This is a genomic window from Nonomuraea sp. NPDC049141, assembly GCF_040648415.1.
GTDB lineage: Bacteria > Actinomycetota > Actinomycetes > Streptosporangiales > Streptosporangiaceae > Nonomuraea.
Map to the genome: position 1 here is coordinate 51,600 of NZ_JBEZDR010000023.1, position 25,240 is coordinate 76,839.

Consider the following 25,240-nt stretch of genomic DNA (forward strand, 5'->3'; position numbering starts at 1 on the left):
CCGGCCCGACCCACACCCCCACTGTGCGGGTGTCAGGCCAGGCGGATGCGGGGGTCCAGGAGGCCGTAGGCGATGTCCACCAGGAGGTTGGCCAGGACGACGGCGGTGGTGGCGAGGACGACGACGCCCATGATGACCGGCAGGTCGCCGCTGACGAACGCCTGCACCACCGCCTGCCCGATGCCGCCGAGCCCGAAGACCGACTCCGTCACCACCACCCCGCCGATCAGCGTGCCCACGTCGACGCCGAGTTGCGTCACCACCGGCGTCAGGGCGGCGCGTAGGCCGTGACGGTAGATGACCTGGCCTTCGGGGACACCCTTGGCGCGGGCCGTGCGGATGTAGTCCTCGCCGAGGGTGTCCAGCATCGACCCGCGCGTCAGCCGTACGTAGGAGGCGGCCTGGACCATGGCGAGGGTGATCCAGGGCAGGATCAGGTGGCGGGCCCATTCGCCGGGGCTGTCGGTGAACGACACGTACGAGTCCGGCGGCAGCAGCGGCGCCCCGGCCATGGTGAGCTGGAAGAACAGGAAGTACAGCAGCAGCAGGCCGACCACGAACGTGGGCATGGACACGGCGGCCAGGGCCAGGAACGTCACGACGCGGTCCAGGAGGGAGCGCGCCCGGGTGGCGCTGAGGACTCCGGCGCCGACGCCGATGACGACCCAGAGGATCGCGCCGCCGATCACGAGCGAGGCCGTCGGCGGGAAGTCCTCGGAGAGGATCTTGCCGATGGATTCGCCGGAGAAGTACGACTGGCCCAGGTCGCCGTGGATGAGGCGGTTCAGGTAGTCGAGGTACTGGACGAGGGTCGGGCGGTCCAGGCCGAGGTTGTGGCGGATGAGTTCCACCTGCTCGGGTGTGGCCTGGCGACCGGCCAGCGTCCTGGCGGGATCGCTGGGGGCGACGAAGAACAGCAGGAAGGTGCCCAGCGTGACGAGCCACAGGACGAGCACGCCGAGCAGCGCCCGTCGGAGCAGGAATCTGCGGAGCATCAGGCCCCCTTACGGGGAGAGCGGGAACGACGGCGACGGCGGCTGAACAGGCGTTCCGTGCGCGGGTCGATGGCGTCCCTGATGCCGTCGCCGACCAGGTTGAAGGCGAGCGTGGTGAGCAGCAGGGTGGCCGCGGGGAAGCCCAGGTACCAGTAGGCGACCCGGTAGAAGCCCTGCGCCTCGCTGAGCAGGTTGCCCCACGAGGGGGTGGGCGGCACGATGCCGAGCCCCAGGTACGACAGCGTCGACTCGAAGACGATGGCCGCCGGCACGAGGAGTGTGGTCAGGACGATGACCGGAGCGAGCAGGTTCGGCAGGATGTCGACGAACATGATCCGCAGGTCACCGCAGCCGATGGACCGGGCGGCCTCGACGTACTCGCGTTCCTTCAGCGAGAGCGTTTGGCCGCGCACGACCCGCGCGATGGCCGCCCACGAGTAGAAGGCGATCACCCCGATCGTCGCGGTCAGCGACGGCCCGGCGATCGACACCACCGCGATGGCGAAGATCAGGTACGGGAACGACAGCACCACGTCCATGAGCCGGGACAGCACGGTGTCGATGAGGCCGCCGTAGTAGCCGGCCAGCAGGCCGACGACGACGCCCACCAGCGCCGCCAGCCCGGTGGCGACCACGCCGACCAGCAGCGAGACCCGCGCGCCGTACAGGACCCTGATGAACAGGTCGCGCCCGAGGCGGTCGGTGCCGAACCAGAACGTGCCGTTCGGCGCGATCGGCAGCCCCTGGGCGGTGATGCCGGTGTCGCGAAACTGCTCGTCCGGGTCGTGGCCGTTCCACGCGGCGATGAGCGGGGCCGCCAGCGCCAGCGCGCAGAGCAGGACCACGGTCAGGCCGGAGACCAGCGCGACCTTGTCGGTCCTGATCCTGGCCCAGGCGAGCTGCCACGGGCTGCGGCCGGCGATCGTCCGGTCGGTGACCGCGTCGGGCCGGATCTCCGTCAGCGTCATGCGGTCCTCCCGACGGTCAGGTCCTCGCCCGCCTCGACGGGGAAGTGGCAGGCCACCAGGTGGTCCCGGGGCACCAGAAGGGGTTCCTCCAGCGAGCAGTGGTCCCGCGCCTTCGGGCAGCGGGGATGGAAGCGGCAGCCGGACGGGGGGTCGATCGGTGAGGGGACGTCGCCCGTGAGGATGATGCGCCGCCGCCGCTCGGCCTCGTCCGGGTCGGCCACCGCCGTGGCGGAAAGGAGGGCGTTCGTGTACGGATGTCTGGGATGTTCGTGCAGCTCGTCGGCCCCCGCGAGTTCGACGAGCTTACCCAGGTACATGACCGCGATCCGGTCGCTGATGTGCCGCACCACCGACAGGTCGTGCGCGATGAACAGGTACGTCAGCCCGAAGTCGTCCTGGAGGTCCTTCAGCAGGTTGAGGATCTGCGCCTGGATGGAGACGTCCAGCGCCGACACCGGCTCGTCGCAGATGATCAGCCGGGGTCGCAGCGCGAGCGCCCTGGCCACCCCGATCCGCTGCCGCTGCCCGCCGGAGAACTCCGCCGGGAACCGGTTGTAGTGTTCGGGATTGAGCCCCACCCGTTCCATCAGCTCCTGCACGGTCTGGCGGAGCTCGGCGCCGCTGCTCACCCGGTGGACCACGAGCGGGTCGGCGATGATCGAGCCGACGCGCCTGCGCGGGTTCAGCGAGCCGTAGGGGTCCTGGAAGATGACCTGGATGTCGCGCCGGTAGGCCCGCATCCTGGCTCTGGGCAGGTTCGTGATGTCGTCGCCGTCGAAGCGGACCCGGCCCGAGGTGACGGGGTGCAGGCCCGCGACGCATCGGGCGAGGGTCGACTTGCCGCAGCCGGTCTCGCCGACCAGCCCGAGCGTCTCGCCCGGCGACAGGTCGAAGCTCACCCCGTCGACGGCCCGTACGTGCCCGACCGTCTGCTTGACCAGCATGCCGGTGGTGATGGGGAAGTGTTTGACGACGTTCTCGACTTCGAGGAGCATCAGGCCTCCTTCGCTCGCAGCCGCAGCGCGTCGGCCTCCGGGCCGAGCCCGACCGCCTCGTGGGGCAGCCAGCAGGCCGAGGCGTGTCCGCCGCCGCCCGTGACTCTGGCCGGCGGTGGCCGCTCGGCCGCGCAGACCGGCATGGCGTACGGGCAGCGCGGGTGGAAGGCACAGCCCGAGGGGATGTCGATCAGCGACGGCGGAGAGCCGGGGATGGGCCGCAGTCGCCCGCCGCGGGCCCCCGTGCTGCCCGGGATCGACTCCAGCAGACCCTTGGTGTAGGGGTGGTGGGGGCGGTAATAGAGGGTGCGGCGGTCGGCCCGCTCCGCCACCAGCCCCGCGTACATGACCAGCACCTCGTCGGCGATGCCCGCCACGACGCCGAGGTCGTGCGTGATGAGGATGAGCGCGATGTCGAACTCGGCCTGGACCCGGCCGATGAGTTCGAGGATCTGCGCCTGGACGGTCGCGTCGAGCGCGGTGGTCGGCTCGTCGGCGACGATGAGTTTCGGGTTCAGCGCCAGCGACATGGCAATCATCGCCCGCTGCCGCATGCCGCCGGAGAACTGGTGCGGGTAGTCGTCCACCCGCCGGTCCGGCCGGGGGATGCCGACCAGGCCGAGCAGCTCGATCGCGCGCTTGCGGGCCTCGGCGCGGCCGGTGCCGGGCTGATGGACCCGGAACAGCTCCTCGATCTGCCAGCCGACCTTGTAGAGCGGGTGCAGGCTGGTCAGCGGGTCCTGGAAGACGACGCTGATCTCCGCCCCGCGGATGCGGCGCAGCTGCTCGCGGTCGAGCTGGAGCAGGTCCACGCCTTCGAACAGGGCGGTGCCGGAGATGTCGGCCCCGGGGGAGAGGCCCAGGATGGCCTGGGTGCTCACGGTCTTGCCGCTCCCGGACTCGCCGACGATCGCCAGCGTCCGGCCGCGGTCGACGGTGAACGACAGTCCCCGTACCGCCTGTACCAGGCCGTCGGAGGTGGGGAAGGTCACCTTCAGGTCGGTCACCTCTAGCAGGCTCATGTTTCTCCCTCACAGCGCCCCGCGGACTCCCGCGGGGCGCCGCACCGTCATGGCGAGTTGGGGTCAAGCCAGAGGTTGGTGATGTCGTAGAGCTGGAAGGCGGGCAGGTACAGCGCGTTCTTCACCCGCTTGCTCTTGTAGATCGGCGTGTTCTGGTTGTTGAACGGCACGATCACCGCGTCGCCCATCACCGTCTCGTCGACCTGGTGCCAGAGTCCGGCCGCCTTGGTCGCGTCGGGCTCGGCCAGCGCCTGCTTGATGAGGTCGTCCACCTTGGGGTTGCTGTAGCAGCCGTAGTTGCTCGTGCCCGCGGCGCAGTTGGTCTGGAACAGCGGCTGGGAGACGGCGCGACCGTTGTTGCCGTACCAGTCGGGCACCCAGCCGGGCGCCGAGATGTCCCACTTGCTGTCCTTGGCGATCGTCGGGTTCTGCAGGAACGCGCCGTAGTAGTCGCCCTGCCGTACGGGCAGGCCCTTGACGTTGATCCCGCACTGCTTCAGGTCGGCCGAATAGGACTGGAAGTTGGCCGGGTGGTTGCCCGCGTTGCGGAACGCGCCGATGAGCGTCAATCCGTTCGGGTAGCCCGCCTCGGTGAGCAGCTGCTTGCACTTGGCCGGGTCGCCCTGGTCTCCGGGTGTCGGGTACGGGTTGTACTCCTGGTAGCCGATGTTGCCCGGTGGGATGGCCGTGTGCAGCGGGGTCGCCACGTCGGCACCGCCGTAGATCTTGGCGATGGCCACCTTGTTGATGGCGTACTCGATGGCCTGGCGCACCTTGACCTTGCCCATGGCGCCGTTCTCGTTCTTGCTCTGCAGGTTGAACACGAGATACGGGTTCGTCACGGCGCCCGGGAAGATCTTGAAGTCGGGGTCGCCGCTCTTCAGCCGGGGGATCTGGGCGGTCGGCACCGGCAGGTCCCAGGACAGGTCCGCGCTGCCCGCCTCGAGCTGCTGCTGCACCGCGTCGGGCTCGGTGACGCCCATCTTGACCTCGACGGTGTTGACGTACTGGTGCCTGATCGGGTCGGCCGCCTGCGTCCAGGCGGGGTTCTTCTCCAGCTTGATCGACTTGGTCGCCACATACTGGGTGATCTTGTACGGGCCGTCGGAGATCACGTGCTGGCGGAAGGTGGCGTCGTCCGGTACGTATTGGTCGTACTCCTGGGGGGCGGCCGAGGAGAAGTTCAGCGTCAGGATGTTGAGGAAGTCGGCCGCCGGCTGGACCAGCGTGAACACGACCGTCTTGTCATCCTTGGCGCGGACCCCGGCGATGTCGTGCGAGTTCTGGAAGGCCGCCAGCGCCGCCGCAGTGGGCTTGGCCTTCTCGAACGCCTTGGCATAGGCCGCGCAGTAGGCGGCCATGCCCTTGATCGTGCTGGTGTAGTAGCCGGGCGCGCCCGCTCCGGCCACCGGGTTGCAGATCCGCTTGAAGCCGCGGACGAAGTCGCCCGCGGTCACCGCCCGCGGCGGCTGGGTGTCCCACTGGACGCCGTCCCGCAGCTTGATCGTGTAGGTGAGGTTGTCGGCGCTGAGGCCGCCGTTCGCGGTCGTCGGCAGCTCGGCGGCGACGTCGGGGACGACGGCGAAGCCCTTGGTGGTCTCGGCCTCCTTGGTGACGCCGTTCAGGTTGAACAGCTGGCGCGCGTAACCGCGCAGGATGCCGTTGGTGACCGTGTAGTAGGCGCTGGTGGGATCGAGGTGGTCGACGTCGCCGCCGCCGACCAGCCGGAGCGTGCCGCCCGATAACGGATTGCCGGGCTTCTGGGCGGCTGTCGGGGGCGCGGAACCGTTCGTACCGGTGTCCGTGGCGCATGCGGCGGCGAGCAGACTTGCCGCCGCCACCACGGCAATGCTGAGATAGCGCAAGCTGGCCATCTGGCCCTCCCTCGTGCCGAGATGGGATGTGTGGCTGGCCAGTGGGGTGCGCTTCGTGGCCGCGACGCGCACCCCACGTTCGCTCTTTCGAGCAACCCACTTTGGAGGGCCCGGTGTCGAGGACGGTTATTCAACCGTTGGCGAGTAGCGACCGCCGAGTGATGCCGGTTCTGTCAAGGAACCGTGAGAGATGACGACGAGAGCGAGATTCAGCTGAAAACCTGCTGGTAGAACGCCAGTTCCGCGGCCAGCGCGGTGGCCCGCGTCTCGGTGCGCCGGAAACCATGTGACTCGCCCTCGAACGCCAGATACGTGCACGAGACACCGCGCTCGGCCAGCGCGTCGGCGAAGGCCGCCGACTGCTCGGGCGGCACCGCGGGATCGTCGAGACCCTGGAGCAGCAGCATCGGGCAGGACACGCCGCCGACCAGCGCCAGTGGCTCGCGCTCGGCGTCCAGCCGTGGGTCCTCCGGGCCGACCAGCCACTCCACGTAACGCGACTCGAAATCGTGCGTGTGGGCGTTGAGCGGGGCCAGCGCGCTGACGCCGTAGTAGGACACACCCCCCGCGAACACGTCAGAGCGGCAGCAGGCCGCCATCACGGTCCAGCCGCCCGCGCTGCGGCCGCGTACCGCGATGCGCCCGGGGTCGGCCAGCCCCTCGGCCGCCAGCCATTCGGCGGCCATGATCGTGTCCTCGACGTCGACGACGCCCCACTGCCCCTTCAGCCGATCGCGATAGGCCCGGCCGTAGCCGGTGGACCCGCCGTAGTTGACGTCGAGCACGCCGATGCCGCGCGAGGTGAGGTACGCCTTCTCCAGGTCGAGCGCCGTGTCCGCGTGGGCCGTCGGGCCGCCGTGCACGAAGACCACGTACGGCGGAGCGTCCTCCGAGTCCTCGGCGGCCGGGTTGGACGGCGGGTAGAGGAAACCATGCACCCGGCGCCCCACCTCCACCGGTCGTGGCGTCGGCAGGCAGGCGAGGTCGGGCAGCTCCTCGATGTCGAGTCTGAGCTCCTCGGCCTGGCCGGTCACGGTGTCGACGCGCAGCACCGACTTCGGCACCGCGGCGCCGTACGCGATGCCGGTCACGGAGGTGCCGTCGGCGGCCAGCGCCGGATCCCACCCCCCACATGGCAGGTCGAGGTCGGCGAGTTCGCCCGTCTCGGGGTCGAGCACCCCGAGCCGCAGGTCGCCGCGCCCGTGCAGCACCGCGAGCCGGCCGTCGCCGAGCACGAGGTAGGGCAGGCCGCCCAGCGTCCACGGCGGCCAGGCGAACTCCTCCTCCAGGGGATGGAGCGGCTGGGGCGAGGCGTCGTGCAGGCCGGTCTGGTAGAGGTTCCACCAGCCGGAGTGGTCGGAGATCAGGTAGAGGTGCTCGTCGTCCTTCCAGCTGGGAGCCAGCACGGACTCGGACGGGCCGCCCCGTACGGTCCACGCGGCGCCGTCGGACAGGCGGGTGACGCGGAGCTCGGTGCCGATCCACGGCATGAGCGGATGGTTCCAGGTGATGTAAGCGAGATGCCGCCCATCGGGGGAGAGGGTGGGGGAGGCGTAGAAGTCGCCGCCGGTGACCCATTCGCGGGTCTCGCCACCGTCGACCAGCACGGAGACGACGGCCCTGGTGACCTTCCCGTCGTCGGTGTGCCGTTCGCGTACGCACCAGATCTGGCCGTCGCGGATCAGCAGGTCGGCGTAGCGGTCGCCGTCGGGAGTGAGCGGGACGGGCTCGCCTGCGCGCTGGTCAAGCAGGTAGAGGCGCTGGTCGGCGAAGCAGGCGAAGATCACGTCGCCTTCGGGGGTCACCGCGTAGGGGCGGCCTCCGTACTCGTGCACGCGGGTGCGGGCGCTCCACGGTGCGGGCAGCAGCTCGCGGCAGGAGCCGTCGGCGGCGCGATGCATGATCGTGGTGCGTCCGACCTGGTCAGGACGGTCCTCCGTCCACCACACCTGGCCGTCGAGCGCGGTCGGCCAGCCGAGCCGCCGGCCGGACCGGGCGACGTCGGTGGTCGAGATGGGGGAGCGCCAGAAGGGCATAGACGCATCCTGCCGGAAGATCGGCAAGAGTGCGGGGTGATCACCTCACTCCGGTGACCACCCCGCTCGATCACCGTAGCCCGGTGACCACCCCACTACCGCCACTCGTCCAACCGCGGTGACCGGCTTCGCTGACCTCAGCCCTAGGCCACCACGGCTCCGTCGGGAGTCGGCTGGCCCGACGGCAGGCCCGCCACCGCACCCGGCGGCTCGATCGGCCTGGCCGTGGTCTTGCGGCTGCGGCGGCTGCGCTTCTCCAGCCAGGTGGCGAACGCGCTGAGCGCCATGGCCATGAGGATGTAGATGACGCCGATGACGATCGCCGACACCAGCTTCGTACCGGGGTAGACCGACGGCAGCGTCTTGAAGCCCATGTTCAGGAGGTCGACGTAGACGATGAAGTAGCCCAGCGCGGTGTCCTTGAGCAGGACCACGAGCTGGCTGACCACCGCGGGCATCATCACGGTGAGGCCCTGCGGCAGCAGGATCAACCGCATCACGCCGCCCTTGCGCAGCCCGACCGCGTACGCCGCCTCCGACTGGCCCTTCGGGATCGAGTTGATGCCCGCCCTGACCACCTCGGCCAGCACCGAGCCGTTGTAGAGGGTGAGCCCGAGCACGATCGCGAACAGCGCGTAGTCCCCGCCGCCGAACAGGTCGGGCGACAGGAACCAGATGAAGAAGATCAGCAGGAGCAGCGGGATCGCCCGGAAGAGCTCCACGATCCAGGCGGCGGGAATCCTGATCCACCGGTGGTCGGAGAGCCTGGCGATGCCGAAGACCGCACCGAACAGCAGCGCGAAGACCGCGCCCAGCGCGGCGGCCGTGAGCGTGCCCACCAGTCCGGGCAGGATGAAGTCCACCCAGACGACCTGGGTGGTGAACGGCGCCCAGATCTTGCCCTCGAACTGGCCCTTCTCGTTGAACTTCAGCAGCACCCAGGCGAGGGCCGCCAGCAGGACCAGCGCGGAGATCCCGGTGATCAGGTGATTGCGCACCCGGCCGCGCGGGCCCGGTGTGTCGAAGAGGACGGACGAGCTCATCGGGCCACCGCCAATTTCCTGGCCAGTCGGCCGGTGTACCAGCCGATCGGCAGGATGAGTATCAGGAACGAGGCCACGATGCCGAGGAAGATGGGAATCGAGGTGCCGGTGGTGTCGAAGATCGTCCGCATGGTGTTGGAGGTTTCCACGGTGTAACCCGCAGCCGCCACCACGGTCGTGTTCTTGATCATGGCGATCAGGACGCTGCCCAGCGGGGCGATGACCGCCCTGAACGCCTGCGGGAAGATGACGAGCGTGATCGACTGGCTGAAGGTGAGCCCGATCGCGCGGGCCGCCTCCGCCTGTCCCATTGGCACCGTGTTGATGCCGGACCGCAGGGCCTCGCAGACGAACGCCGCGGTGTAGGCCGACATGCCCAGCACGGCCAGCCAGAACGAGTTCATCAGCGGGTCCTCGGTGGAGAAGATCAGGCCGAGGGTGTCGCTGAGCCCGAGGTAGCAGAAGGCGAGTACCAGTGTCAGCGGGGTGTTGCGCACCAGGTTGACATACATCGTGCCCGCGGCCCGCAGGACCGGGGTGGGTGAGACCCGCATGGCGGCCAGGATTGTGCCGACGATCAGCGAGAACACCGCGATGACCAACGAGAGCTTAATGTTGTTCAGGAACCCGACGGCCAGGTCAGGGCCGTACTGAATTAGTTCGTCCATCGTGCTCCACCAGTGAGAACGGCTGCGGCGGCCGGGTTACCGGCCGCCGCGAGGTTGAGGATCAGGCGCAACCCTCGGCCGGTGGGGCCTCCTTGGGCAGCTCCAGGCCGGTCTTGCCGTACCACTTCGTGAGGAGCTGGGTGGCCGTGCCGTCCTGCCACATCTTGGCGACGGCCTTGTTGACGGCCTCGCAGGTCGTCTTGTCGCCCTTCTTCAGGCCGATGCCGTACTTCTCGTCCGTGAACGGGTCGTTGAGCAGCTTGTACTTGCCCGGGTCCTGGCTGGCGAAGCCGGCGAGGATCAGGTTGTCGGTGGTGACCGCGTCGAGGTTGCCACCGCTGAGCTTCTGCACGCACTCGGAGTAGTTGCTGGCTCCGACGAGCTTGGCGGGCAGGTTGAGCTTGCCGTCCGGCGGCGGGTCGGTGATCCGCTTGTAGGAGTTGGAGCCCTGCGCCTGGCAGATCCTCTTGTCCTTCAGGTCCGTCGCCTTGGTGATGTCCGCGGCGTCCGCGCGGACCATGGTGTCCTGGTGGACGATGACGTACGGACCGCCGAAGGTGACCTTCGGCTTGCGCGCGTCGGTGATGGAGTATGTGGCGAAGATGATGTCCACGGTGCCGTTGGCGAGCAGCGCCTCGCGGTTGGACGAGGGCGACTCCTTCCACGTGATCTTCACATCCTGGCCGCCGGCCAGCTCCTTCACGATGTACTTGGCGACATCGACGTCGAAGCCCTCAGGATCGCCGCCACCCTTTTTCAGACCCAGGCTGGGCTGGTCCCATTTGGTGCCGACGGTGATTTCCTTGGCACCCTTGAGCTTGTCCATGACGTTGGTGTAGCTGTCTCCACCGCCACACGCGGCAAGACCGGCCGCCATGGCCGTGACGGCGAGCACGGCCCCAGTTCGACGCATCTGCATAGTGGTTACCTCAATCTTCCTGCTGCGGACTGGGATCAATGCGTGAGGATCTTCGAGAGGAAGTCCTTGGCCCGGTCTGTCTGGGCGTTGGTGAAGAACTCATCCGGTGTGTTCTCTTCGACGATCTGACCGTCGGCCATGAACACCACCCGGTTCGCGGCCCTTCGGGCGAACCCCATCTCGTGCGTGACGACCATCATCGTCATGCCGTCGCGAGCGAGCCCGATCATCACGTCGAGCACCTCCTGGACCATCTCCGGGTCCAGCGCCGACGTCGGCTCGTCGAAGAGGATCATCTTCGGGTCCATGGCCAATGCCCTGGCGATCGCGACGCGCTGCTGCTGGCCGCCGGAGAGCTGCGCCGGGTACTTGTCCGCCTGCGCGGCGATGCCCACCCGTTCGAGCAGCTCCATGGCGCGCGTGTCCGCGGCGTCACGGGCCTTCTTGCGCACCTTGATCGGTCCCAGTGTGACGTTCTCGCGAATCGTCTTGTGGGCGAACAGGTTGAACGACTGGAAGACCATGCCCACTTCGGAGCGGAGCTTGGCCAGTGCCTTGCCCTCTTCGGGCAACGGCTGACCGTCGAAGATGATCTGCCCGCCGTCGATGGTCTCCAGCCGGTTGACGGCCCGGCACAGGGTGGACTTGCCACCACCCGAAGGGCCGATCACGACCAGGACCTCGCCACGGGAAACGGTCAGGTTGATGTCCTTCAGGACGTGCAATGCCCCGAAGTGCTTGTTGACGTGCTCCAACTTCACCAGTGGAGTGACGTCCCCGTTCTCCGTCATGGTCAAAACCTAGGGGTCGATAGGACGCTGGTCACTAACCGAGCGGTACCGATCCGATCACATCGTGCCGTCAAGCTGGTGTTTTAAATCCTACGACCGTCGCAAGCCGGACAAGGACTACCCTTGGACGTGCGATGACTGTGACCCAGGAGAGCGCCCGCACCTATGAAGTGCGCACATACGGGTGCCAGATGAATGTGCACGATTCCGAGCGTCTTTCCGGTCTGCTGGAGGACGCCGGTTATGTGGCCGCGGCCGACGGCGAGACCGCCGACGTTGTGGTGTTCAACACGTGCGCCGTGCGCGAGAACGCCGACAACCGCCTCTACGGCAACCTCGGCCACCTACGACCGGCCAAGGTGAGCAACCCCCGCATGCAGATCGCCGTGGGCGGCTGCCTGGCGCAGAAGGACCAGGGCGAGATCGTCCGCAAGGCGCCGTGGGTCGACGTGGTGTTCGGCACCCACAACCTCGGGGCGCTGCCGGTGCTGCTGGAGCGGGCCCGCATCCAGGGCGAGGCGCAGGTCGAGCTCAAGGAGTCGCTCGAGGTCTTCCCCTCGACGCTGCCCACCAAGCGCGAGTCCGCCTATGCCGCCTGGGTCGCGATCTCGGTCGGCTGCAACAACACCTGTACGTTCTGCATCGTGCCGTCGCTGCGGGGCAAGGAGAAGGACCGGCGGCCCGGCGACGTTCTCGCCGAAGTCCAGACATTGGTGGATCAGGGCGTTCTTGAGGTCACGCTGCTCGGCCAGAACGTCAACACCTACGGCGTCGAGTTCGGCGACCGGCTGGCGTTCGGCAAGCTGCTGCGCGCCTGCGGCGACATCGACGGGCTGGAGCGGGTCCGCTTCACCTCGCCGCACCCGGCCGCCTTCACCGACGACGTGATCGCCGCCATGGCCGAGACGCCCAACGTCATGCACCAGCTCCACATGCCGCTGCAGTCGGGCTCCTCGCGCCTGCTGAAGGAGATGCGCCGCTCCTACCGGGCCGAACGCTACCTCGGCATCATCGAGCGGGTCCGCGCCGCCATGCCGGACGCGGCCATCTCCACCGACATCATCGTCGGCTTCCCCGGCGAGACGGAGGAGGACTTCCAGGCCACCCTCGACGTCGTCCGGCAGAGCCGCTTCGCCAACGCCTTCACCTTCCAGTACTCCATCCGGCCCGGCACGCCCGCGGCGACCATGGACGACCAGATCCCCAAGCAGGTCGTCCAGGAGCGTTACGAGCGCCTGGTCGCCCTCCAGGAGGAGATCTCCTGGGCGGAGAACCGCAAGCAGGTGGGCCGGACGCTGGAGGTGCTGGTCGCCGAGGGCGAGGGCCGCAAGGACGACGCCACGCGCCGGCTGTCCGGGCGCGCCGCCGACAACCGGCTGGTGCACTTCGCGGTCGGCGACCACGTGCCGCGGCCCGGTGACATGGTCACGGTCGAGGTCACGTACGCGGCTCCGCACCACCTGGTGGCCGACGGGCCGGTCTCCGTCCGCCGTACCCGGGCGGGCGACGCCTGGGAGGCGCGGCAGGGCGCCCCGGCTCCGGCCAAGGGCGTCTCCCTCGGCATGCCCACCATCGGCCGCCCGCCGTCCGTACCGACAGCGGGGGCGTGCTCCGCTTCTTAGCCCCCTCGTCACGGGCCCCTTGTTATGGGGCCGCCCGTCACGGCGCGCCTTGTCAGAGGCCTGGCTTGTCGCGGGGCGACCTGCCGAGAGGTCATCTGCCGAGGCGGTCGAGCAGTCGGTTGCAGTAGTCGCGGCGGAAATCGAAGAAGGTCGCGCACGGGTTGGCCCCCAGGGGTGTCGAAGGCTCGTGTCGTTCGGTCTGCTCGCTGGGGGCGGTGGCCTGGGCCGCCGGTGCGTCCGGCAGGGGGTCCGTGGGTTTCTGCGGGGTCGGCAAGGGCCGGGGTGCCCGCGACCTCTCCGGCGGTCCGCTCGGCGTGGGGCTGTCCCGCCGCGGGGGCGGTGGCAGCGCTTCGCCCACTCCCGGGCTCGGGGAAGGCACGGGCTGCGGGCGCGCCTCGATCACTTTGGGCGTCAGGCCCTTCTCGGGCGTCGGGCCGTTCTCCGGGGGCGGGCCGCCGTCGGGATCTGGGTCGTCGGCGTCGGCGTCATCGGTGTCGGCGGCGGCCTGGCTGTCGTCCGGGGGCGTAGCCGAAGTTAGAGGCGGAGGCGGGCTCGGGCTCGGCGAAGGAATGCTTGATAGATCAGAAAGCCCGCTTTCCTGATCATTTTCCGGGCCCTTTCTTGGCTCGGGACTTTGGGATCCCATGAGCGACAGGAAAACCCCGAGCGCGGCGACGACGATCACCCCGGCCACACCTGCCGCGGCTGCCAGGCGGTCACGACCACCTGGGCGAATAGCTTTATGCGGTGACAAGTCGTGATTCCTTTGTGATTGGTGCGCGAGCATTCGACTCCTGCGGCTAGTGTGGTCCATCACCCGCGGAAGCCGGCGAGCTTTCCCGATACGACCGCAGGGAGTCGCACCACCATGCAAGATCCGATGGAACCGGATCGCCAGGAGATCCTCACCGGGCCGGGCGATATGCCGAGAGCCGCCAGAAATGGCAGGTCCGGCACCAACAAGAAGACCGTCATCATCGCCGCGTCGGCCCTCGTCGCCGTGCTCGCGGCGGGCGGCATCGGCTTCGCGCTGGCGGGTGGCCCCGGCGGCCCCGCCCGGCCCGCGCCGTCCACCGGCCAAGCCGGGCAGGCGAGCCCCACTCAGACCGCCGCCGACGAGCTGCAGGATGAAGAGGCGTCCATGGGCGACGCCGAGACGGACGCCCCTGACGAAGGACTCTCGTCCGACGAACCCGCCGCCGACATGGGTGACGCGGCCACGGACCCGGAGACGAGCACGAATACGGACAAGGGGGCGGCGGGCACCGATTCACGCACCACGGCCACGCCTCCGGCCAAGAACGGCAAGAAGCCCACATCCTCGCCGACCAAGCCGACGCAGGAGTCGGCGGGCGACAACCCGGCGGACGGCCCGGCGGGCGAGGTCATCGGGCAGTGCGCGAAGAGCGGTTGCTGACGGCCAAGTGGTTTGGTGGTTCCTCGTGGCATTGGCCCTTTGGCGGGAGCCACCCCCTTCCTAAGCTGGCCCTATGACCACTGACAAGGCCGCCCTGCTGCGGGCTCTCCACGTGCCCGGCAACCCGCTGGTGCTGCCCAACGTCTGGGACGCGGCGTCCGCGCGGGCCGTACAGGAGGCCGGGTTTCCGGTGATCGCCACCGGAAGCGCGGCCGTCTCCCAGGTGCTGGGCTACGAGGACGGCGAGGAGACCCCCGTCGCCGAGATGATGGCCGCCGTGGCCCGCATCACGCGCGTCGTGGACGTGCCCGTGACGGCGGACATCGAGCGCGGGTACGGCCTGAAGCCGGCCGAGCTGGTCGAACGCCTGCTCGCGGCCGGTGCCGTCGGCTGCAACCTGGAGGACTCCGACCCCCGTACCCATGTGCTCATGGACGTGGCGGCGCAGGCCGAGTTCCTGGCGGACGTGCGGGCCGCCGCCGGGCCGGGGCTCGTGATCAACGCCAGGGTGGACACCTATCTGTACGGCGACCGGACGCGGGAGGCGGCCGTGACGCGGGCACGGCGCTACCTGGAGGCCGGCGCCGACTGCGTGTACCCGATCGTCCTCGGTGACGCGGAGGAGATCCGGGCCCTGGTGAGCGAGGTCGGTGGCCCGGTGAACGTGCTGTTCAGGCCCGGTGTTCCGGATCTGGCCCGGCTGGCCGAGCTGGGCGTGGCCAGGGTCAGCTACGGGGGCGGGCTGCACCGGGCCGCGTACGAGTACGCTCGCGGCCTGATCCAAGCGATCGACGAGGGCCGCAGCCCGTACGAGTGACCGCGTTCAAGAGGACCGGGCCGGGTTACTCTGTCAGCTCGGTGCTGAGCTGGTCATCCTTCGCTGCCGCGGCAAGGTGGAAGTCCTTGCCGCATTCGAGGTCGTCGAGCGCCGCCTTGATCTCTCGGTTCAGAATGGCGCGCTTCTCGCCGTCCGTGAGGTGCGCCGGGATGTAGCCCGTGCCGGACTCCGGGTCGAAGTCGGGAACGCTCTTGTCTTCTTTCTTCGCGAGCTCGTGCAATTCCCTGGTGAACGTCGTGAACCCCCAGTCCCGCATGGCTATCGGGCTGTGCAAGGTGACCCGGTAGCCTTTGGCGGTCATGCAATCGGCCATGCCCGTAGCCAGTTCTGTGAGCCGGGCATCGCCGTTGAGCTCGCGCTTCCTGCGCGCGACGTACGCCTGTTCACGGAACCGGCTCCACTCATCAGCCGACTTCACGTCCTTGCCCGTGACCTGCTTGATCGCATCGATCTGACATTTTTCGAACTTGGTCCCGTACGAACGGCGCTGTGCGGGCGAGAGGGCCTTGACGAGGGCGACGTTCGGGTTCTTGGGCTCGTGCTCCTGTGCTCCGGTCTCGCCGGTCGGTGGGTAGACGAGCGTGGCGGACACCCCGAAGCCGTATTTGGCGCGGTACGCCTTCATGCCCTCGTAGTCGCGGGCGGAGGCCATTTTGGATTGCTCCGTCTCGGGCAGCTCAGGAGGGATCCACACTACGTATTTGAAGCCATTCGCTTTCATGCAGTCGGCTTTGGCCAGCTCGATTCGCTGGTTCTCGCCAAGCCCCTGGCCGGCCGTGGCGGCCGATGGAGACGGCTGTGCGGTGCTGGTCGTCCCGCAACCGGAGACGATGACAGCGAGCGCCGCCAGCGCCAATGATCTCTTTGGCATGACCTGGGACCATAATTCGTTAAACGTAGTATTGTCAATCGTAGCTCAGTAGGACTGGAACTCCACCAGATTGCCCTCCGGGTCACGGACGTGCGCGGCTCGCAGGCCCCAGCCGGGCCGGTCCGCGGGCTCCGCGACCGACCGGCCACCGTGGGCCAGGCAGATCGCGTACGCCCGGTCGACGTCGGCCACCCGGCTGACGAGCATGACGTGGTCCTGTGCGACGGCGTTCGCCGGCAGGGCGCCCGTGCCCGCGATCTCGCTCATGAAGCCGCGGTCGAGCATCGACAGCACGCCCTCCGACCCCACGTCCCAGTGCGCGTAGGGGCCGTCCGGGCCGCCCTTCGCGAGGTTCGCCCCGAGCACCTCTGGCAGGACCGCGTCATAGAAGGCGAAGCACTCCGCGAACGCCGAAACCAGCAGTCGGGGATGTAGCACGTCCATCCGGAAATCTCCTGAAATAGTGGGTCGAGACCTATTATTGGGTCCGACCATACAATATCGAGGATGGAAACGCTGCCGCCGAGCCTGCTCGGACTCACCACGTACCTGCTGTCGAAGACCGGGAAGGCGGCCAGAGGCCGGCTGGCCGCGCGGCTGGCGGCAGACGGGCTGCGCATGTGGCACATGGCCGTGCTGGCGGCGTTGGCGGACTTCGGGCCGCACGCCCAGCGTGACCTGTCGGCCAGGCTCGGCATCGACCCGAGCGACGTGGTCAAGGTCCTGGACGAGCTCTCTGCGCCCGGCTTCGTCGACCGCGCCCGCGACCCCGCCGACCGCCGCAGGGTCACCGCCACCATCACCGCCGCCGGACGGTGCGAACTCACCCGCCTGACACAGGAGGCGCGAGCCATCCAGGACGAGCTCCTCGCCCCACTCGACGCCGCCGAACGCGACCAGCTCCACGACCTGCTCACCCGGATCCTGGTCTAGCTCCTGTTGTCCGTTCGGGGCGGAGCAGGTAGGACAGATCTCATGACTGCTCTCGGCGCCGTGTTCCGGCCTCAGCTCCCTCCCGAACGGATGCGCGGCGTGGCCCGCGCGGCGGAGGAGGCCGGGCTGGACGAACTCTGGCTCTGGGAGGACTGCTTCTCCCAGAGCGGCATCGCCAGCGCGGCCGCGGCCCTGGCCTGGACCGAACGGCTGCGCATCGGTGTCGGCCTGCTCCCGGTGCCCCTGCGGAACGTCGCCCTGACCGCGATGGAGGTGGCCACGCTGTACCGGCTGTTCCCGGGGCGGGTCGTCCTGGGTGTCGGTCACGGCGTTCAGGAGTGGATGGCCCAGGCGGGCGCGCGGGTGGACTCGCCCCTGACGCTGCTGCGCGAGCACCTCGCGGCGCTACGGGCGCTGCTGCGTGGCGAGCGGGTCACCGTGGACGGCCGTTACGTGCGGCTCGACGACGTCGCACTCGACTGGCCGCCGGAGACGGCGCCACCGGTGCTCGCCGGCGCGATCGGGCCGCGGTCGCTGCGGCTGTCCGGCGAGGCCGCCGACGGCACCATCCTCGTCGCCGGAACCCCGCCCGACCAGGTACGACAGGCCCGAGGGCTGATCGACGAGGGGCGGGTGGGGGCCGGGCGTACCGACCACCACGAGCTGATCGCCGGCCTCCACACGGCGATCGGCCCGGACAGTGCCGAACGCCTCAAGGCCGAACTCGAGCGCTGGGGCGACGCCGGCAAACCGGACGCCGGAGTCGCCGGGGACGCGGGCACGGTCGCCAAGGCCGTCCAACGGCTGGCGGACGCCGGGGCCGACACCGTGGTGCTCCAGCCGACGGCCGACGAGCCCGATCTCGAAGGCTTCGTACGGTTCGTGGCCGAAGAAGTGCGCCCGCTGGTCCCCTGACCTACGGGTGCCGTCGCCGGGGCACGGGGATCTTCATCAGATCGCGGGCCAGGATGATCTCGCCGTCGTAGTCGCGCCGTGCCTCGCCGAGGAAGGCGGGTTCGTCGGCGAAGCCGTAGCGTTCGGAGAAGTGGGTCAGCACCAGACGGCGCGCCCCCGCCTCGGCCGCGACCTGACCGGCCTCGGCCGCGGTGAGGTGGCCGTACTCCTTGGCCAGGGTGCTCTCGGCGGACAGGAACGTCGACTCGATCACCAGCAGGTCGGTGCCGGCGGCGAGTTCGAAGACGGCATCGCACAGGCGGGTGTCCATGATGACGGCGGCGCTCTGCCCGGTTCTGGGGACGCTGCACTGGTCGAGCGTGATGCCGCGGACGGACCCGGTGCGCTGGAGCTCGCTGATTTCAGGTCCGCGAATACCGAAAAATGCGAGCTTGTCGGGCAGCATGCGGCGGCTGGACGGTTCTTGGAGGCGGTAGCCGTAGGACTCGACGGGGTGGGACAGGCGGCGCGCGGTCAACGGGCCGATGGTGGCGTGATCGCCGCTGACCGGCTGCTCTTCGATGACGCCGGTGTCGGCGAAGACGGCGGCGTGACGGAGCCGTTGCCAGTATTCGGCGCCGGAGGCCGGGAAGACGGCTCGTACGGGATGCCGGACCTTGTCGCGCGCGATGCGCTGCACCACGCCGGGCACGCCCAGGCAGTGGTCGCCGTGGAAGTGCGTCAGGCACAGCCAGTGGACGTCGTTGGCGCTGACCCCGGCGTGCACCATCTGCCGCTGCGTGCCCTCACCCGGGTCGAACAGGTAGCCCTGGCCGTCCCAGCGCAGCAGGTACCCGTTGTGGTTTCGGTGGCGCGTGGGCACCGCGCTGGACGTTCCCAGGATGACGAGTTCACGGGATGACACGAGCGCGATGTTAAACCGTTCGATGCCTAGACGGGGGCTTTGCGGCGGGTGAGGTGTCTGCGGGTCCAGCGGACCGCGCGCTGGACGACGGGTCCGGCCAGGCTGATCTCCCTGGTGGCGGTCTTCAGGTTCTGGACGGCGGTACGGGATTCCGCCGCGGTCTTCTTCAGGTCCGCCGCCGTGCGCCGGAGTTCGGCGCTGAGCCGGCCCAGCTCGCCCAGGTCGCCCGCCGGGGCGGGCTTCTTGCGCTGGTTGACGCGGACGAGTTCCCGTTCGCCGAGCACGTCCGTGGTGTGCCAGAGCTCGGGGGTGGCGGCCAGCCAGTCGAGCAGGCGCCGCTGGACGGGCGCGGGGTCGCCCCACGTGGCGTACAGCTTCTGCGAGCTGACGCAGATCGGGGACAGCCCGAGCCCGGCGACCGCCTCCCAGACCGCGAGCGCGACGCCCGGCGTGTGCTCGCTGCGGTAGTCGTCGAAGGCGACGATCCCGTCCTCCCGCAGCACCGCCCGCGCCGCCAGGACGTCCGCCTTGACGTGGGTGTAGAGATGCGAGGCATCAACGTGGACGAACCGGCAGGAGTCCGCCTTGACGTGGTCCAGGATCACCGAGGTCGGCCCGTGCACGATCTCCGGCAGGCTGTCGTGGACGCTCAGGTAGTTCTGCTCGAACCGTTCCCGGGTGAGCGTGGAGTAGGAGCCGGTGGTCTCCGCCTCGTTGGCGGCGTCGGGCGCCTCCAGCTCGAACAGGTCGCAGACCGTGAACGACTCTCCCGGACGAAGGTGCCCGCCGATCAGGACCGCGCTCTTGCCGAGGTACGTCCCGAGCTCCAGGAGATCGCCCTGCGTGCCCGTCGACAGGAACCACGCGAACAGGCGCTGGTCGGCAGGCCAGAACCAGCCGGGGATCCGGTCCAGTGCGGCGGCAGTCGGTGCTGGCATGTTCGGACGGTAACAACTCGGATACCCGGCCCTGAAGAGGCTTCGCCACATGGCCATCCGGGAGTCGCCTAGTGTTTATGCCCGGGAGTAAATCCCCCAGGGGAGGACATGATGGGTACGGTCGCGTTCGCCGAGGTGCCGACGCCGGTAGGACCGTTCGTGCTGGCCGTGACCGAGGTCGGCCTGGCCGCCACGGGGTGGGGCGCAAGGACGCATCCGGGTGAGCGGCTCTCGGATCTGACCGAGGTGGATGATCCCGGGCGCATGGCCTTCGCCGTCGCCGAGCTGAACGCCTACTTCGCCGGTGACCTGCGTACCTTCGAGACCCCGATCGACTGGCGGCTGACCTCGGGGTCGCGGCGCCAGGTGCTGAAGACCCTGCACGGCATCCCGTACGGCACCGCCGTCACCTACGGCGAGCTGGCCGAGCGGAGCGGATCGCGGGTGCCGGCCCGCGGCATCGGTTCGATCATGGGCTCCAACCCGATCCCGATCGTGGTGCCCTGCCACCGGGTGGTCGCGGGCAACGGGCTGGGCGGATTCAGCGGCGGCGAGGGTGTGGAGACCAAGCGCTGGCTGCTGACCCACGAGGGATACCTGCAGCCAACACTGCTGGACCTCTAAGCGGTTCGTCCATACCCAGACAGTTGACACACTTGTCGGTGTGCGTCAGCAGCCAGTCATCGCCGTCGTGGGTCCCACGGCAGCCGGAAAGTCGGATCTAGCCGTGGATCTCGCCCTCCGGCTGGGGGGCGAATGCATCAATGCCGACTCGATGCAGCTTTATCGAGGAATGGATATAGGCACGGCAAAGCTTTCCCTGGCCGAGCAGCGGGGGGTGCCGCATCACCTGCTCGACATCTGGGACGTCACGGTGACCGCCAGCGTGGCCGAATACCAGAAGCTGGCCAGGTCGCTCATCGAGTCGCTGGCGGCGCCCGTGCTGGTCGGCGGCAGCGGGCTGTACGTACGCGCGGCCATCGACGACCTGGACTTCCCCGGCACCGACCCGGAGATCAGGGCCAGGTTGGAGGCCGAGTTGGCCGAACGCGGCCCGGCACCGCTGTACGAGCGGCTGCGAGAGGCCGATCCGGCCGCGGCGGCGGCGATCCTGCCGAGCAACGGCCGCCGGATCGTCCGCGCGCTGGAGGTGATCGAGCACTCGGGGCGCCCGTTCTCCGCGACCATGCCGTCGTTCGAGGCGATCTACCCGAGTGTGCAGATCGGGCTGGCGGTGCCCCGGCCGGAGCTCGACGAGCGGATCGAGATCAGGGTCGGGCGCATGTGGGCGGCTGGCCTGGTCGATGAGGTGCGGGGGCTGCTCGGGCAGGGCTTGGCCGAGGGGCGTACGGCCGGCCGAGCGCTGGGGTACGCCCAGGTGGCGCGCTACCTCGACGGCGAGTGGACAGAGGAGCAGGCGTTCGCCGAGACCGTCAGGGCGACCAGGCGTTTCGCCCGCCGCCAGGAGTCGTGGTTCCGCCGCGACCCGCGGGTCCAGTGGTTGCCCTACGACGCCCCCGACCTGCTGGAACGATCCCTGGCGCGAATCGCCGACCAAGGCTCCGGATAAAATCGTCCTATGCGTTTTCTCAAGGGGCACGGCACCGAGAACGATTTCGTCATCCTCCCCGACCCCGATGGCGAGCTCGACCTGTCCGCCGCGCTGGTCGCCGCGATCTGCGAACGGCGGTCCGGGATCGGCGCCGACGGCGTCCTGCGCGTGGTGCGCACCAAGCTCAGCCCCGAGGTCGCCGACCAGGCCACCACCGCCGAGTGGTTCATGGACTACCGCAACGCCGACGGCAGCATGGCCGAGATGTGCGGCAACGGCGCGCGCGTCTTCGCCCGCTACCTCGTCGAGACCGGGCTGGCCGGTGAGAGCGAGTTCGACGTGGCGACCAGGGGCGGCGTCCGGAGGATCCGCATCGAGGACAACGGCGACGTCACCGTCGACATGGGCAAGCCCGTCGTCCGCGGCACGAGTGTCACCACCGTCACCGGGCAGGAGTACGAAGGCGTCCACGTCGACATAGGCAACCCGCACCTGGCCTGCGCCATCGGCGACCCGGTCGCGCAGCTCGACCTGACCCACCAGCCCGGCTTCGACCCGGGTGTCTTCCCCAGGGGCGTCAACATCGAGCTGTTCAACGCGGTCGGCGCCAGCCGCGCGGTCATGCGCGTCTACGAGCGCGGCTCGGGCGAGACCCGCTCCTGCGGCACCGGCACGATCGCCACCGCCGTCGCGGCCGCGGCCCTGTCCGGCGAGACCACCGGCACCTGGACGATCGAGGTGCCCGGCGGCACGGTCGTCGTCACGCTCGACGAGGAGACCAGCTATCTGACCGGCCCCGCCGTGATCCTCGCGAGCGGCACCCTGACGCTTGCAGAATGATGTTCTCCTGAGAGATCCTGGGTCCACTTCCCGAACCGAGAGGGCTGGACATGGCGGACCCGAGAACCACGGCCGTGCTGGTCAAGACCCCGATCGGCCAGTACGGCGGCGGATTCATGATCTCCAGGGAGGCCAAGACCCGCTGCGAGGAGTACGGTCTCGGCCCGCGTGAGTTCTACTTCCGCGGGCGCTGCGGGGTTCTCGGCGAGTGCGAGGCCGACGTGGTCACCTCCGTCGCGGTCTTCTTCCCCGCCGCCCACGTCGAGGAGAGCTGGTACGGCGGGCGCAAGCTGAGCGTCGAGCGGGCCGTCGAGAGCTACGCCGAAGCCTGCCAGGAGTGGGGACGGCGCCGGCTCGGCGACTTCGACGGCTGCGCCAGGCTCGCCGAACTGCTCGAACGGGTCGTCGCCCAGGCCCCGGTCGCCGGGGCGCCGCTGTTCGCCGGGTGGCGGGCCGTACCCCTGCCCGACGACCCGCCCGCGCGGGCCACGCAGCTCATGCACGTCGTACGGGAGCTGCGAGGGGGGCTGCACGCCAACGCGGTGCTCGCGGCGGGCCTCCACCCGCTGGAGGCGATGCTGGCGGCCGAACATGACGCACCTTTCGGACACACGCCCGGTGAGGCGATGGCGCGGTTCTGCAATTGGCCGGAGCCGTACCAGAAGCCGGGTCCCGAGGTGGTCGCGAAGCGGGCCGCGGTCGAAGACACGACCGATGATCTGCTGGCATCGGTATTTTCGGTATTGGACAATGACGAATCGGACGAGCTCATCGAGCTTCTGCGTTTTGGGCACGCTCATTGACCTGGCAGACTGACTGCTCATGGACGTGGACATCTGGGCCTGGGTCGGTGAAACCCAGCAGCAGCTTTCTGAGGCGGGCAATGTGGGCCTCGCCATGGCGCTGGGAGACCTGCCCGCACAGGCCTATGAGGGGCGATACCCCCAGCTAGACGTGATGGCTCCGGCCATCGCACAGCAGGCGGAGGCCCTGGAGCTCCCGTGGCTCGAGTTCTACGCCCGCTACTGGCACCTGCTCGGCCGCGTGGGCGACCGCGCGCAGGGTGCCGTCGCGATCGGTGACGCCGAGCAGTTGCTGTCGTTCGCTCAGCGCGAAGAGGTGCGCGACTGCCCGGCCACACCGGCCGCGGTCGAGGCGCTCGCGCTGGCGTGGGCCAACGCCGACGGCCCGGGCTACGCGGCCGAACGCCTGGAGACGCTCAACGCGGTCATCGAGGACCTCCAGCCGGCCAACCCCGCCTACACCGGGCTGGTGACGCAGTACATCGCCGCGCTCATCGACGCGGGCCGGGCCGGCGAGGCCGTGACCTACGCCGAGACCGCCGTCGAGCGGCTGCGCGCCGCCGACCGTGAGGCGAGCTGGGAGCTCGGCGCCGAGAGCGCCCGCGCGCTGCTCGCCGCCGGACGCGGAGAGGACGCGCTGGCCGCGCTCCAGGCCGCGGCCGACTTCCAGGCCGACGACCCGGTGGCCAAGGCACACCGCGACGGCGTACGCCGGGCGCTGATTCTGGCCACGCTCGGCCGCATCGCCGAGGCCGTCGACGCGCTGCCCGACCTCGACGTGGTCGGCGAGCACCCGCACTCGTGGGTGGAGTGGTCGCAGGCGGTCGCCAAGCTGGCCGGCTCCTCGCAGATCACCAACACCTGGCAGCTCGGCCGCGTGCTGCGCCAGTGGATCGACTACTTCGGCATGATGGGCGGCTACCGCGCCCGCTTCGAGCTCTCGCTGGTCGCGGGTGAGCTGGCCATCGCCAGGCAGGGCGTCTGGCAGGCGCGGCTGCTGGCCGACCAGGCCCAGTCGGCCGCCGCCGAGCTGCGCGAGAGCGCGGGAGTGGCCGAGCGGATCGCCGCCCTGCGCGCCGCCGCCGACGCGACGGCCGAGCCGCCCGCGCCGGGTCCGGTCGAGGAGCGGGTGGCCTACTTCGACGCCGCCGACGGCCACAACGCCGACCCCGAGCGGTGGGTCGGCTGGCTGGCCCCGCGCTCCGGCGAGGACCTGGAGACCACCCGCCGCCACACCACCACGCTCGGCTTCCTCGGCTACCCGGCGACGGGCGCCGACATCTACTGGAAGCTGCTGGTCGACTCCGGCGACCTCGCCGCCGCCGAGCCCGACGACATCTCCACCCTGACCACGCTGCTCGTCGAGGCCCGCCAGGACGAGCGGCTGGAGCAGCTGGCGGCGCTGCTGCCGCACGACACCCAATACCTCGCGCTGGCGCGGCTGCACAGCGCCCGCGAGCGTTGGCCGGAGGCGCTGGAGGCGGCCGAGCACGCCGTGGCGGCCGGCGGCGGTCTCGAGGCGCGCCGCCTGGTGGCCACCGCGGCCCAGCAGCTCGACGAGAACGCCAAGGGCGCCCAGGCGCTGCTCGAAGTGATCGACGAGATCACCGAAGAGGACACCTGGCGCATGATCGTCATGGCCACCTCGAGCGAGGACTGGGACATCGTCCGCAAGGGCACCGCCAAGATCGGCATGCCGGTCAAGTCGACCGAAGGCCCGATCGAGGAGGAGATGGGCCTCATCCGGGTCATCCTCCCCGCGCCCGACGGCGGTCAGCGGCAGATCCTGTCCATCCGCACCGGCCCGGCCACCGCCCGGCTCGCCCTGCCGCAGCCCCGCGGCATGGACTACAACGCCGGCGACCTGGTCGTGTTCGACCCACAGTTGCTGGAGCCGGTCCCCGACGACCCCGAAGAGCAGCAGAACTTCGTGCCGCCGTTCGCAGCGGTGCGCATCCTGCGGCCCGGCGGCTACACCAGCTACTTCTTCGACGGCGCCGCGCCGAGCGAGGAGGACTGGGCGGAGTTCACCGAGGTCATGGCCGAGCGCGGCTGGCCGATGTGGGTCTACAGCGACGAGAACTACACGGTCACCCACCCGACCGGCGGCGAGGCGCTGCCCGGGGTGTTCGGCTGGGTCGCGGTGCCGCCGGACGTCTCGGCGACCGAGGTCGACGCGCTGCTCGACGACGCCACCGAGCGGTGGTCGCACCCGCTGGCCTGGCTCGACCTGGCCAAGGAGGTCGACGTGGAGGTCGAGCGCCACGAGCGGATCGTCAAGGAATACGGTCTCTAA

Annotated in this window: 25 protein-coding genes; 10 read left to right on the forward strand and 15 right to left on the reverse strand. The window is 69.5% G+C overall.

From position 1 onward, the window contains the following. Positions 1-32: 32 nt before the first annotated feature. The 10 genes from AB0B91_RS48445 to AB0B91_RS48490 form a co-directional block, all read right to left on the reverse strand. On the reverse strand, positions 33-995 hold the full coding sequence (locus AB0B91_RS48445; RefSeq protein ID WP_358336223.1) for an ABC transporter permease: 963 nt from the start codon (positions 993-995) through the stop codon (positions 33-35). Next, complete coding sequence (locus tag AB0B91_RS48450) at positions 995-1,963, reverse strand: ABC transporter permease (protein WP_358336226.1); 969 nt, start codon at positions 1,961-1,963, stop codon at positions 995-997. Before AB0B91_RS48450 ends, AB0B91_RS48445 begins: the two co-directional genes overlap by 1 nt. Further along, entirely contained in the window at positions 1,960-2,958 is a 999-nt protein-coding gene (locus AB0B91_RS48455; protein ID WP_358336229.1) for a dipeptide ABC transporter ATP-binding protein, read from the reverse strand. Before AB0B91_RS48455 ends, AB0B91_RS48450 begins: the two co-directional genes overlap by 4 nt. Then, positions 2,958-3,980 (reverse strand): ABC transporter ATP-binding protein, encoded by a 1,023-nt coding sequence (locus AB0B91_RS48460; RefSeq protein ID WP_358336231.1) that lies wholly within the window; start codon positions 3,978-3,980, stop codon positions 2,958-2,960. Before AB0B91_RS48460 ends, AB0B91_RS48455 begins: the two co-directional genes overlap by 1 nt. A 47-nt stretch (positions 3,981-4,027) precedes the next feature. Continuing rightward, a complete protein-coding gene (locus tag AB0B91_RS48465) occupies positions 4,028-5,854 on the reverse strand; it encodes an ABC transporter substrate-binding protein (protein ID WP_358336233.1) in 1,827 nt (608 codons plus the stop codon). A 209-nt stretch (positions 5,855-6,063) separates the two neighbouring features. Continuing rightward, positions 6,064-7,890: a prolyl oligopeptidase family serine peptidase gene (locus AB0B91_RS48470; protein WP_358336236.1), complete on the reverse strand. Its 1,827-nt coding sequence runs from the start codon at positions 7,888-7,890 to the stop codon at positions 6,064-6,066. 143 nt (positions 7,891-8,033) lie between these two features. Continuing rightward, a complete protein-coding gene (locus AB0B91_RS48475; RefSeq protein WP_358336239.1) occupies positions 8,034-8,933 on the reverse strand; it encodes an amino acid ABC transporter permease in 900 nt (299 codons plus the stop codon). Next, complete coding sequence (locus tag AB0B91_RS48480; RefSeq protein ID WP_358336241.1) at positions 8,930-9,601, reverse strand: amino acid ABC transporter permease; 672 nt, start codon at positions 9,599-9,601, stop codon at positions 8,930-8,932. The genes AB0B91_RS48475 and AB0B91_RS48480 overlap by 4 nt, the downstream gene beginning before the upstream one ends. Before the next feature lie 61 nt (positions 9,602-9,662). Continuing rightward, positions 9,663-10,514: a glutamate ABC transporter substrate-binding protein gene (locus AB0B91_RS48485; RefSeq protein ID WP_358336244.1), complete on the reverse strand. Its 852-nt coding sequence runs from the start codon at positions 10,512-10,514 to the stop codon at positions 9,663-9,665. Positions 10,515-10,555: 41 nt separating this feature from the next. Then, positions 10,556-11,311, reverse strand: a complete 756-nt coding sequence (locus AB0B91_RS48490) for an amino acid ABC transporter ATP-binding protein (protein WP_219527635.1) — start codon at positions 11,309-11,311, stop codon at positions 10,556-10,558. A 134-nt stretch (positions 11,312-11,445) separates the two neighbouring features. On the opposite strand from AB0B91_RS48490, the gene miaB reads away from it, so the two are divergent. Next, positions 11,446-12,933, forward strand: a complete 1,488-nt coding sequence (gene miaB, locus AB0B91_RS48495) for a tRNA (N6-isopentenyl adenosine(37)-C2)-methylthiotransferase MiaB (protein WP_358336247.1) — start codon at positions 11,446-11,448, stop codon at positions 12,931-12,933. A 91-nt stretch (positions 12,934-13,024) separates the two neighbouring features. Here the strand turns inward: miaB and AB0B91_RS48500 are convergent, their stop codons facing one another. Beyond that, positions 13,025-13,618 carry a hypothetical protein gene (locus tag AB0B91_RS48500; protein WP_358336250.1) on the reverse strand — a complete coding sequence of 198 codons (594 nt, stop codon included), beginning with the start codon at positions 13,616-13,618 and terminating at the stop codon, positions 13,025-13,027. 183 nt (positions 13,619-13,801) lie between these two features. Here AB0B91_RS48500 and AB0B91_RS48505 point away from each other — a divergent pair, with 183 nt between their 5' ends. Together AB0B91_RS48505 and AB0B91_RS48510 are read left to right on the forward strand one after the other, a co-directional pair. Further along, complete coding sequence (locus AB0B91_RS48505; protein ID WP_358336253.1) at positions 13,802-14,350, forward strand: hypothetical protein; 549 nt, start codon at positions 13,802-13,804, stop codon at positions 14,348-14,350. Between the two features lie 73 nt (positions 14,351-14,423). Beyond that, positions 14,424-15,167 carry an isocitrate lyase/phosphoenolpyruvate mutase family protein gene (locus AB0B91_RS48510; protein ID WP_358336256.1) on the forward strand — a complete coding sequence of 248 codons (744 nt, stop codon included), beginning with the start codon at positions 14,424-14,426 and terminating at the stop codon, positions 15,165-15,167. 25 nt (positions 15,168-15,192) lie between these two features. Here AB0B91_RS48510 and AB0B91_RS48515 read toward each other — a convergent pair whose 3' ends face one another. Continuing rightward, complete coding sequence (locus tag AB0B91_RS48515) at positions 15,193-16,059, reverse strand: hypothetical protein (protein ID WP_358336259.1); 867 nt, start codon at positions 16,057-16,059, stop codon at positions 15,193-15,195. A 45-nt stretch (positions 16,060-16,104) separates the two neighbouring features. Continuing rightward, positions 16,105-16,503 (reverse strand): VOC family protein, encoded by a 399-nt coding sequence (locus tag AB0B91_RS48520; protein ID WP_358336261.1) that lies wholly within the window; start codon positions 16,501-16,503, stop codon positions 16,105-16,107. A 63-nt stretch (positions 16,504-16,566) separates the two neighbouring features. On the opposite strand from AB0B91_RS48520, the gene AB0B91_RS48525 reads away from it, so the two are divergent. Together AB0B91_RS48525 and AB0B91_RS48530 are read left to right on the forward strand one after the other, a co-directional pair. After that, complete coding sequence (locus AB0B91_RS48525; RefSeq protein WP_358336264.1) at positions 16,567-16,992, forward strand: MarR family winged helix-turn-helix transcriptional regulator; 426 nt, start codon at positions 16,567-16,569, stop codon at positions 16,990-16,992. 42 nt (positions 16,993-17,034) lie between these two features. After that, complete coding sequence (locus tag AB0B91_RS48530) at positions 17,035-17,907, forward strand: LLM class flavin-dependent oxidoreductase (protein WP_358336267.1); 873 nt, start codon at positions 17,035-17,037, stop codon at positions 17,905-17,907. Between the two features lies 1 nt (position 17,908). Here the strand turns inward: AB0B91_RS48530 and AB0B91_RS48535 are convergent, their stop codons facing one another. Both AB0B91_RS48535 and AB0B91_RS48540 read right to left on the reverse strand, forming a co-directional pair. After that, positions 17,909-18,811 carry a ribonuclease Z gene (locus AB0B91_RS48535; RefSeq protein WP_358336270.1) on the reverse strand — a complete coding sequence of 301 codons (903 nt, stop codon included), beginning with the start codon at positions 18,809-18,811 and terminating at the stop codon, positions 17,909-17,911. Between the two features lie 26 nt (positions 18,812-18,837). Beyond that, entirely contained in the window at positions 18,838-19,749 is a 912-nt protein-coding gene (locus tag AB0B91_RS48540; protein WP_358336272.1) for a class I SAM-dependent methyltransferase, read from the reverse strand. A gap of 108 nt (positions 19,750-19,857) precedes the next feature. On the opposite strand from AB0B91_RS48540, the gene AB0B91_RS48545 reads away from it, so the two are divergent. The 5 genes from AB0B91_RS48545 to AB0B91_RS48565 are packed head-to-tail and all read left to right on the forward strand — an operon-like array spanning position 19,858 to position 25,240. Next, positions 19,858-20,373, forward strand: a complete 516-nt coding sequence (locus tag AB0B91_RS48545; protein ID WP_358336275.1) for a methylated-DNA--[protein]-cysteine S-methyltransferase — start codon at positions 19,858-19,860, stop codon at positions 20,371-20,373. 40 nt (positions 20,374-20,413) lie between these two features. Beyond that, entirely contained in the window at positions 20,414-21,319 is a 906-nt protein-coding gene (miaA, locus tag AB0B91_RS48550) for a tRNA (adenosine(37)-N6)-dimethylallyltransferase MiaA (RefSeq protein WP_358336278.1), read from the forward strand. 9 nt (positions 21,320-21,328) lie between these two features. Further along, positions 21,329-22,141 carry a diaminopimelate epimerase gene (gene dapF, locus AB0B91_RS48555; protein WP_358336281.1) on the forward strand — a complete coding sequence of 271 codons (813 nt, stop codon included), beginning with the start codon at positions 21,329-21,331 and terminating at the stop codon, positions 22,139-22,141. Positions 22,142-22,191: 50 nt separating this feature from the next. Further along, positions 22,192-22,944 carry a hypothetical protein gene (locus AB0B91_RS48560; RefSeq protein WP_358336284.1) on the forward strand — a complete coding sequence of 251 codons (753 nt, stop codon included), beginning with the start codon at positions 22,192-22,194 and terminating at the stop codon, positions 22,942-22,944. 19 nt (positions 22,945-22,963) lie between these two features. Beyond that, entirely contained in the window at positions 22,964-25,240 is a 2,277-nt protein-coding gene (locus AB0B91_RS48565) for a tetratricopeptide repeat protein (RefSeq protein WP_358336287.1), read from the forward strand.

Bases quoted from the DNA above. Each gene is read 5' to 3' on its own strand.
- AB0B91_RS48490 (WP_219527635.1), bottom strand. From the start codon at position 11,311: ATGACGGAGAACGGGGACGTCACTCCACTGGTGAAGTTGGAGCACGTC.
- AB0B91_RS48450 (WP_358336226.1), bottom strand. From the start codon at position 1,963: ATGACGCTGACGGAGATCCGGCCCGACGCGGTCACCGACCGGACGATC.
- AB0B91_RS48540 (WP_358336272.1), bottom strand. From the start codon at position 19,749: ATGCCAGCACCGACTGCCGCCGCACTGGACCGGATCCCCGGCTGGTTC.
- AB0B91_RS48480 (WP_358336241.1), bottom strand. From the start codon at position 9,601: ATGGACGAACTAATTCAGTACGGCCCTGACCTGGCCGTCGGGTTCCTG.
- AB0B91_RS48525 (WP_358336264.1), top strand. From the start codon at position 16,567: ATGGAAACGCTGCCGCCGAGCCTGCTCGGACTCACCACGTACCTGCTG.
- AB0B91_RS48560 (WP_358336284.1), top strand. From the start codon at position 22,192: ATGGCGGACCCGAGAACCACGGCCGTGCTGGTCAAGACCCCGATCGGC.
- miaB (WP_358336247.1), top strand. From the start codon at position 11,446: ATGACTGTGACCCAGGAGAGCGCCCGCACCTATGAAGTGCGCACATAC.
- AB0B91_RS48465 (WP_358336233.1), bottom strand. From the start codon at position 5,854: ATGGCCAGCTTGCGCTATCTCAGCATTGCCGTGGTGGCGGCGGCAAGT.
- AB0B91_RS48530 (WP_358336267.1), top strand. From the start codon at position 17,035: ATGACTGCTCTCGGCGCCGTGTTCCGGCCTCAGCTCCCTCCCGAACGG.
- AB0B91_RS48455 (WP_358336229.1), bottom strand. From the start codon at position 2,958: ATGCTCCTCGAAGTCGAGAACGTCGTCAAACACTTCCCCATCACCACC.
- AB0B91_RS48520 (WP_358336261.1), bottom strand. From the start codon at position 16,503: ATGGACGTGCTACATCCCCGACTGCTGGTTTCGGCGTTCGCGGAGTGC.
- AB0B91_RS48475 (WP_358336239.1), bottom strand. From the start codon at position 8,933: ATGAGCTCGTCCGTCCTCTTCGACACACCGGGCCCGCGCGGCCGGGTG.
- AB0B91_RS48505 (WP_358336253.1), top strand. From the start codon at position 13,802: ATGCAAGATCCGATGGAACCGGATCGCCAGGAGATCCTCACCGGGCCG.
- AB0B91_RS48470 (WP_358336236.1), bottom strand. From the start codon at position 7,890: ATGCCCTTCTGGCGCTCCCCCATCTCGACCACCGACGTCGCCCGGTCC.
- AB0B91_RS48485 (WP_358336244.1), bottom strand. From the start codon at position 10,514: ATGCGTCGAACTGGGGCCGTGCTCGCCGTCACGGCCATGGCGGCCGGT.
- AB0B91_RS48545 (WP_358336275.1), top strand. From the start codon at position 19,858: ATGATGGGTACGGTCGCGTTCGCCGAGGTGCCGACGCCGGTAGGACCG.
- AB0B91_RS48515 (WP_358336259.1), bottom strand. From the start codon at position 16,059: ATGCCAAAGAGATCATTGGCGCTGGCGGCGCTCGCTGTCATCGTCTCC.
- AB0B91_RS48510 (WP_358336256.1), top strand. From the start codon at position 14,424: ATGACCACTGACAAGGCCGCCCTGCTGCGGGCTCTCCACGTGCCCGGC.
- AB0B91_RS48445 (WP_358336223.1), bottom strand. From the start codon at position 995: ATGCTCCGCAGATTCCTGCTCCGACGGGCGCTGCTCGGCGTGCTCGTC.
- AB0B91_RS48460 (WP_358336231.1), bottom strand. From the start codon at position 3,980: ATGAGCCTGCTAGAGGTGACCGACCTGAAGGTGACCTTCCCCACCTCC.
- dapF (WP_358336281.1), top strand. From the start codon at position 21,329: ATGCGTTTTCTCAAGGGGCACGGCACCGAGAACGATTTCGTCATCCTC.
- AB0B91_RS48565 (WP_358336287.1), top strand. From the start codon at position 22,964: ATGGACGTGGACATCTGGGCCTGGGTCGGTGAAACCCAGCAGCAGCTT.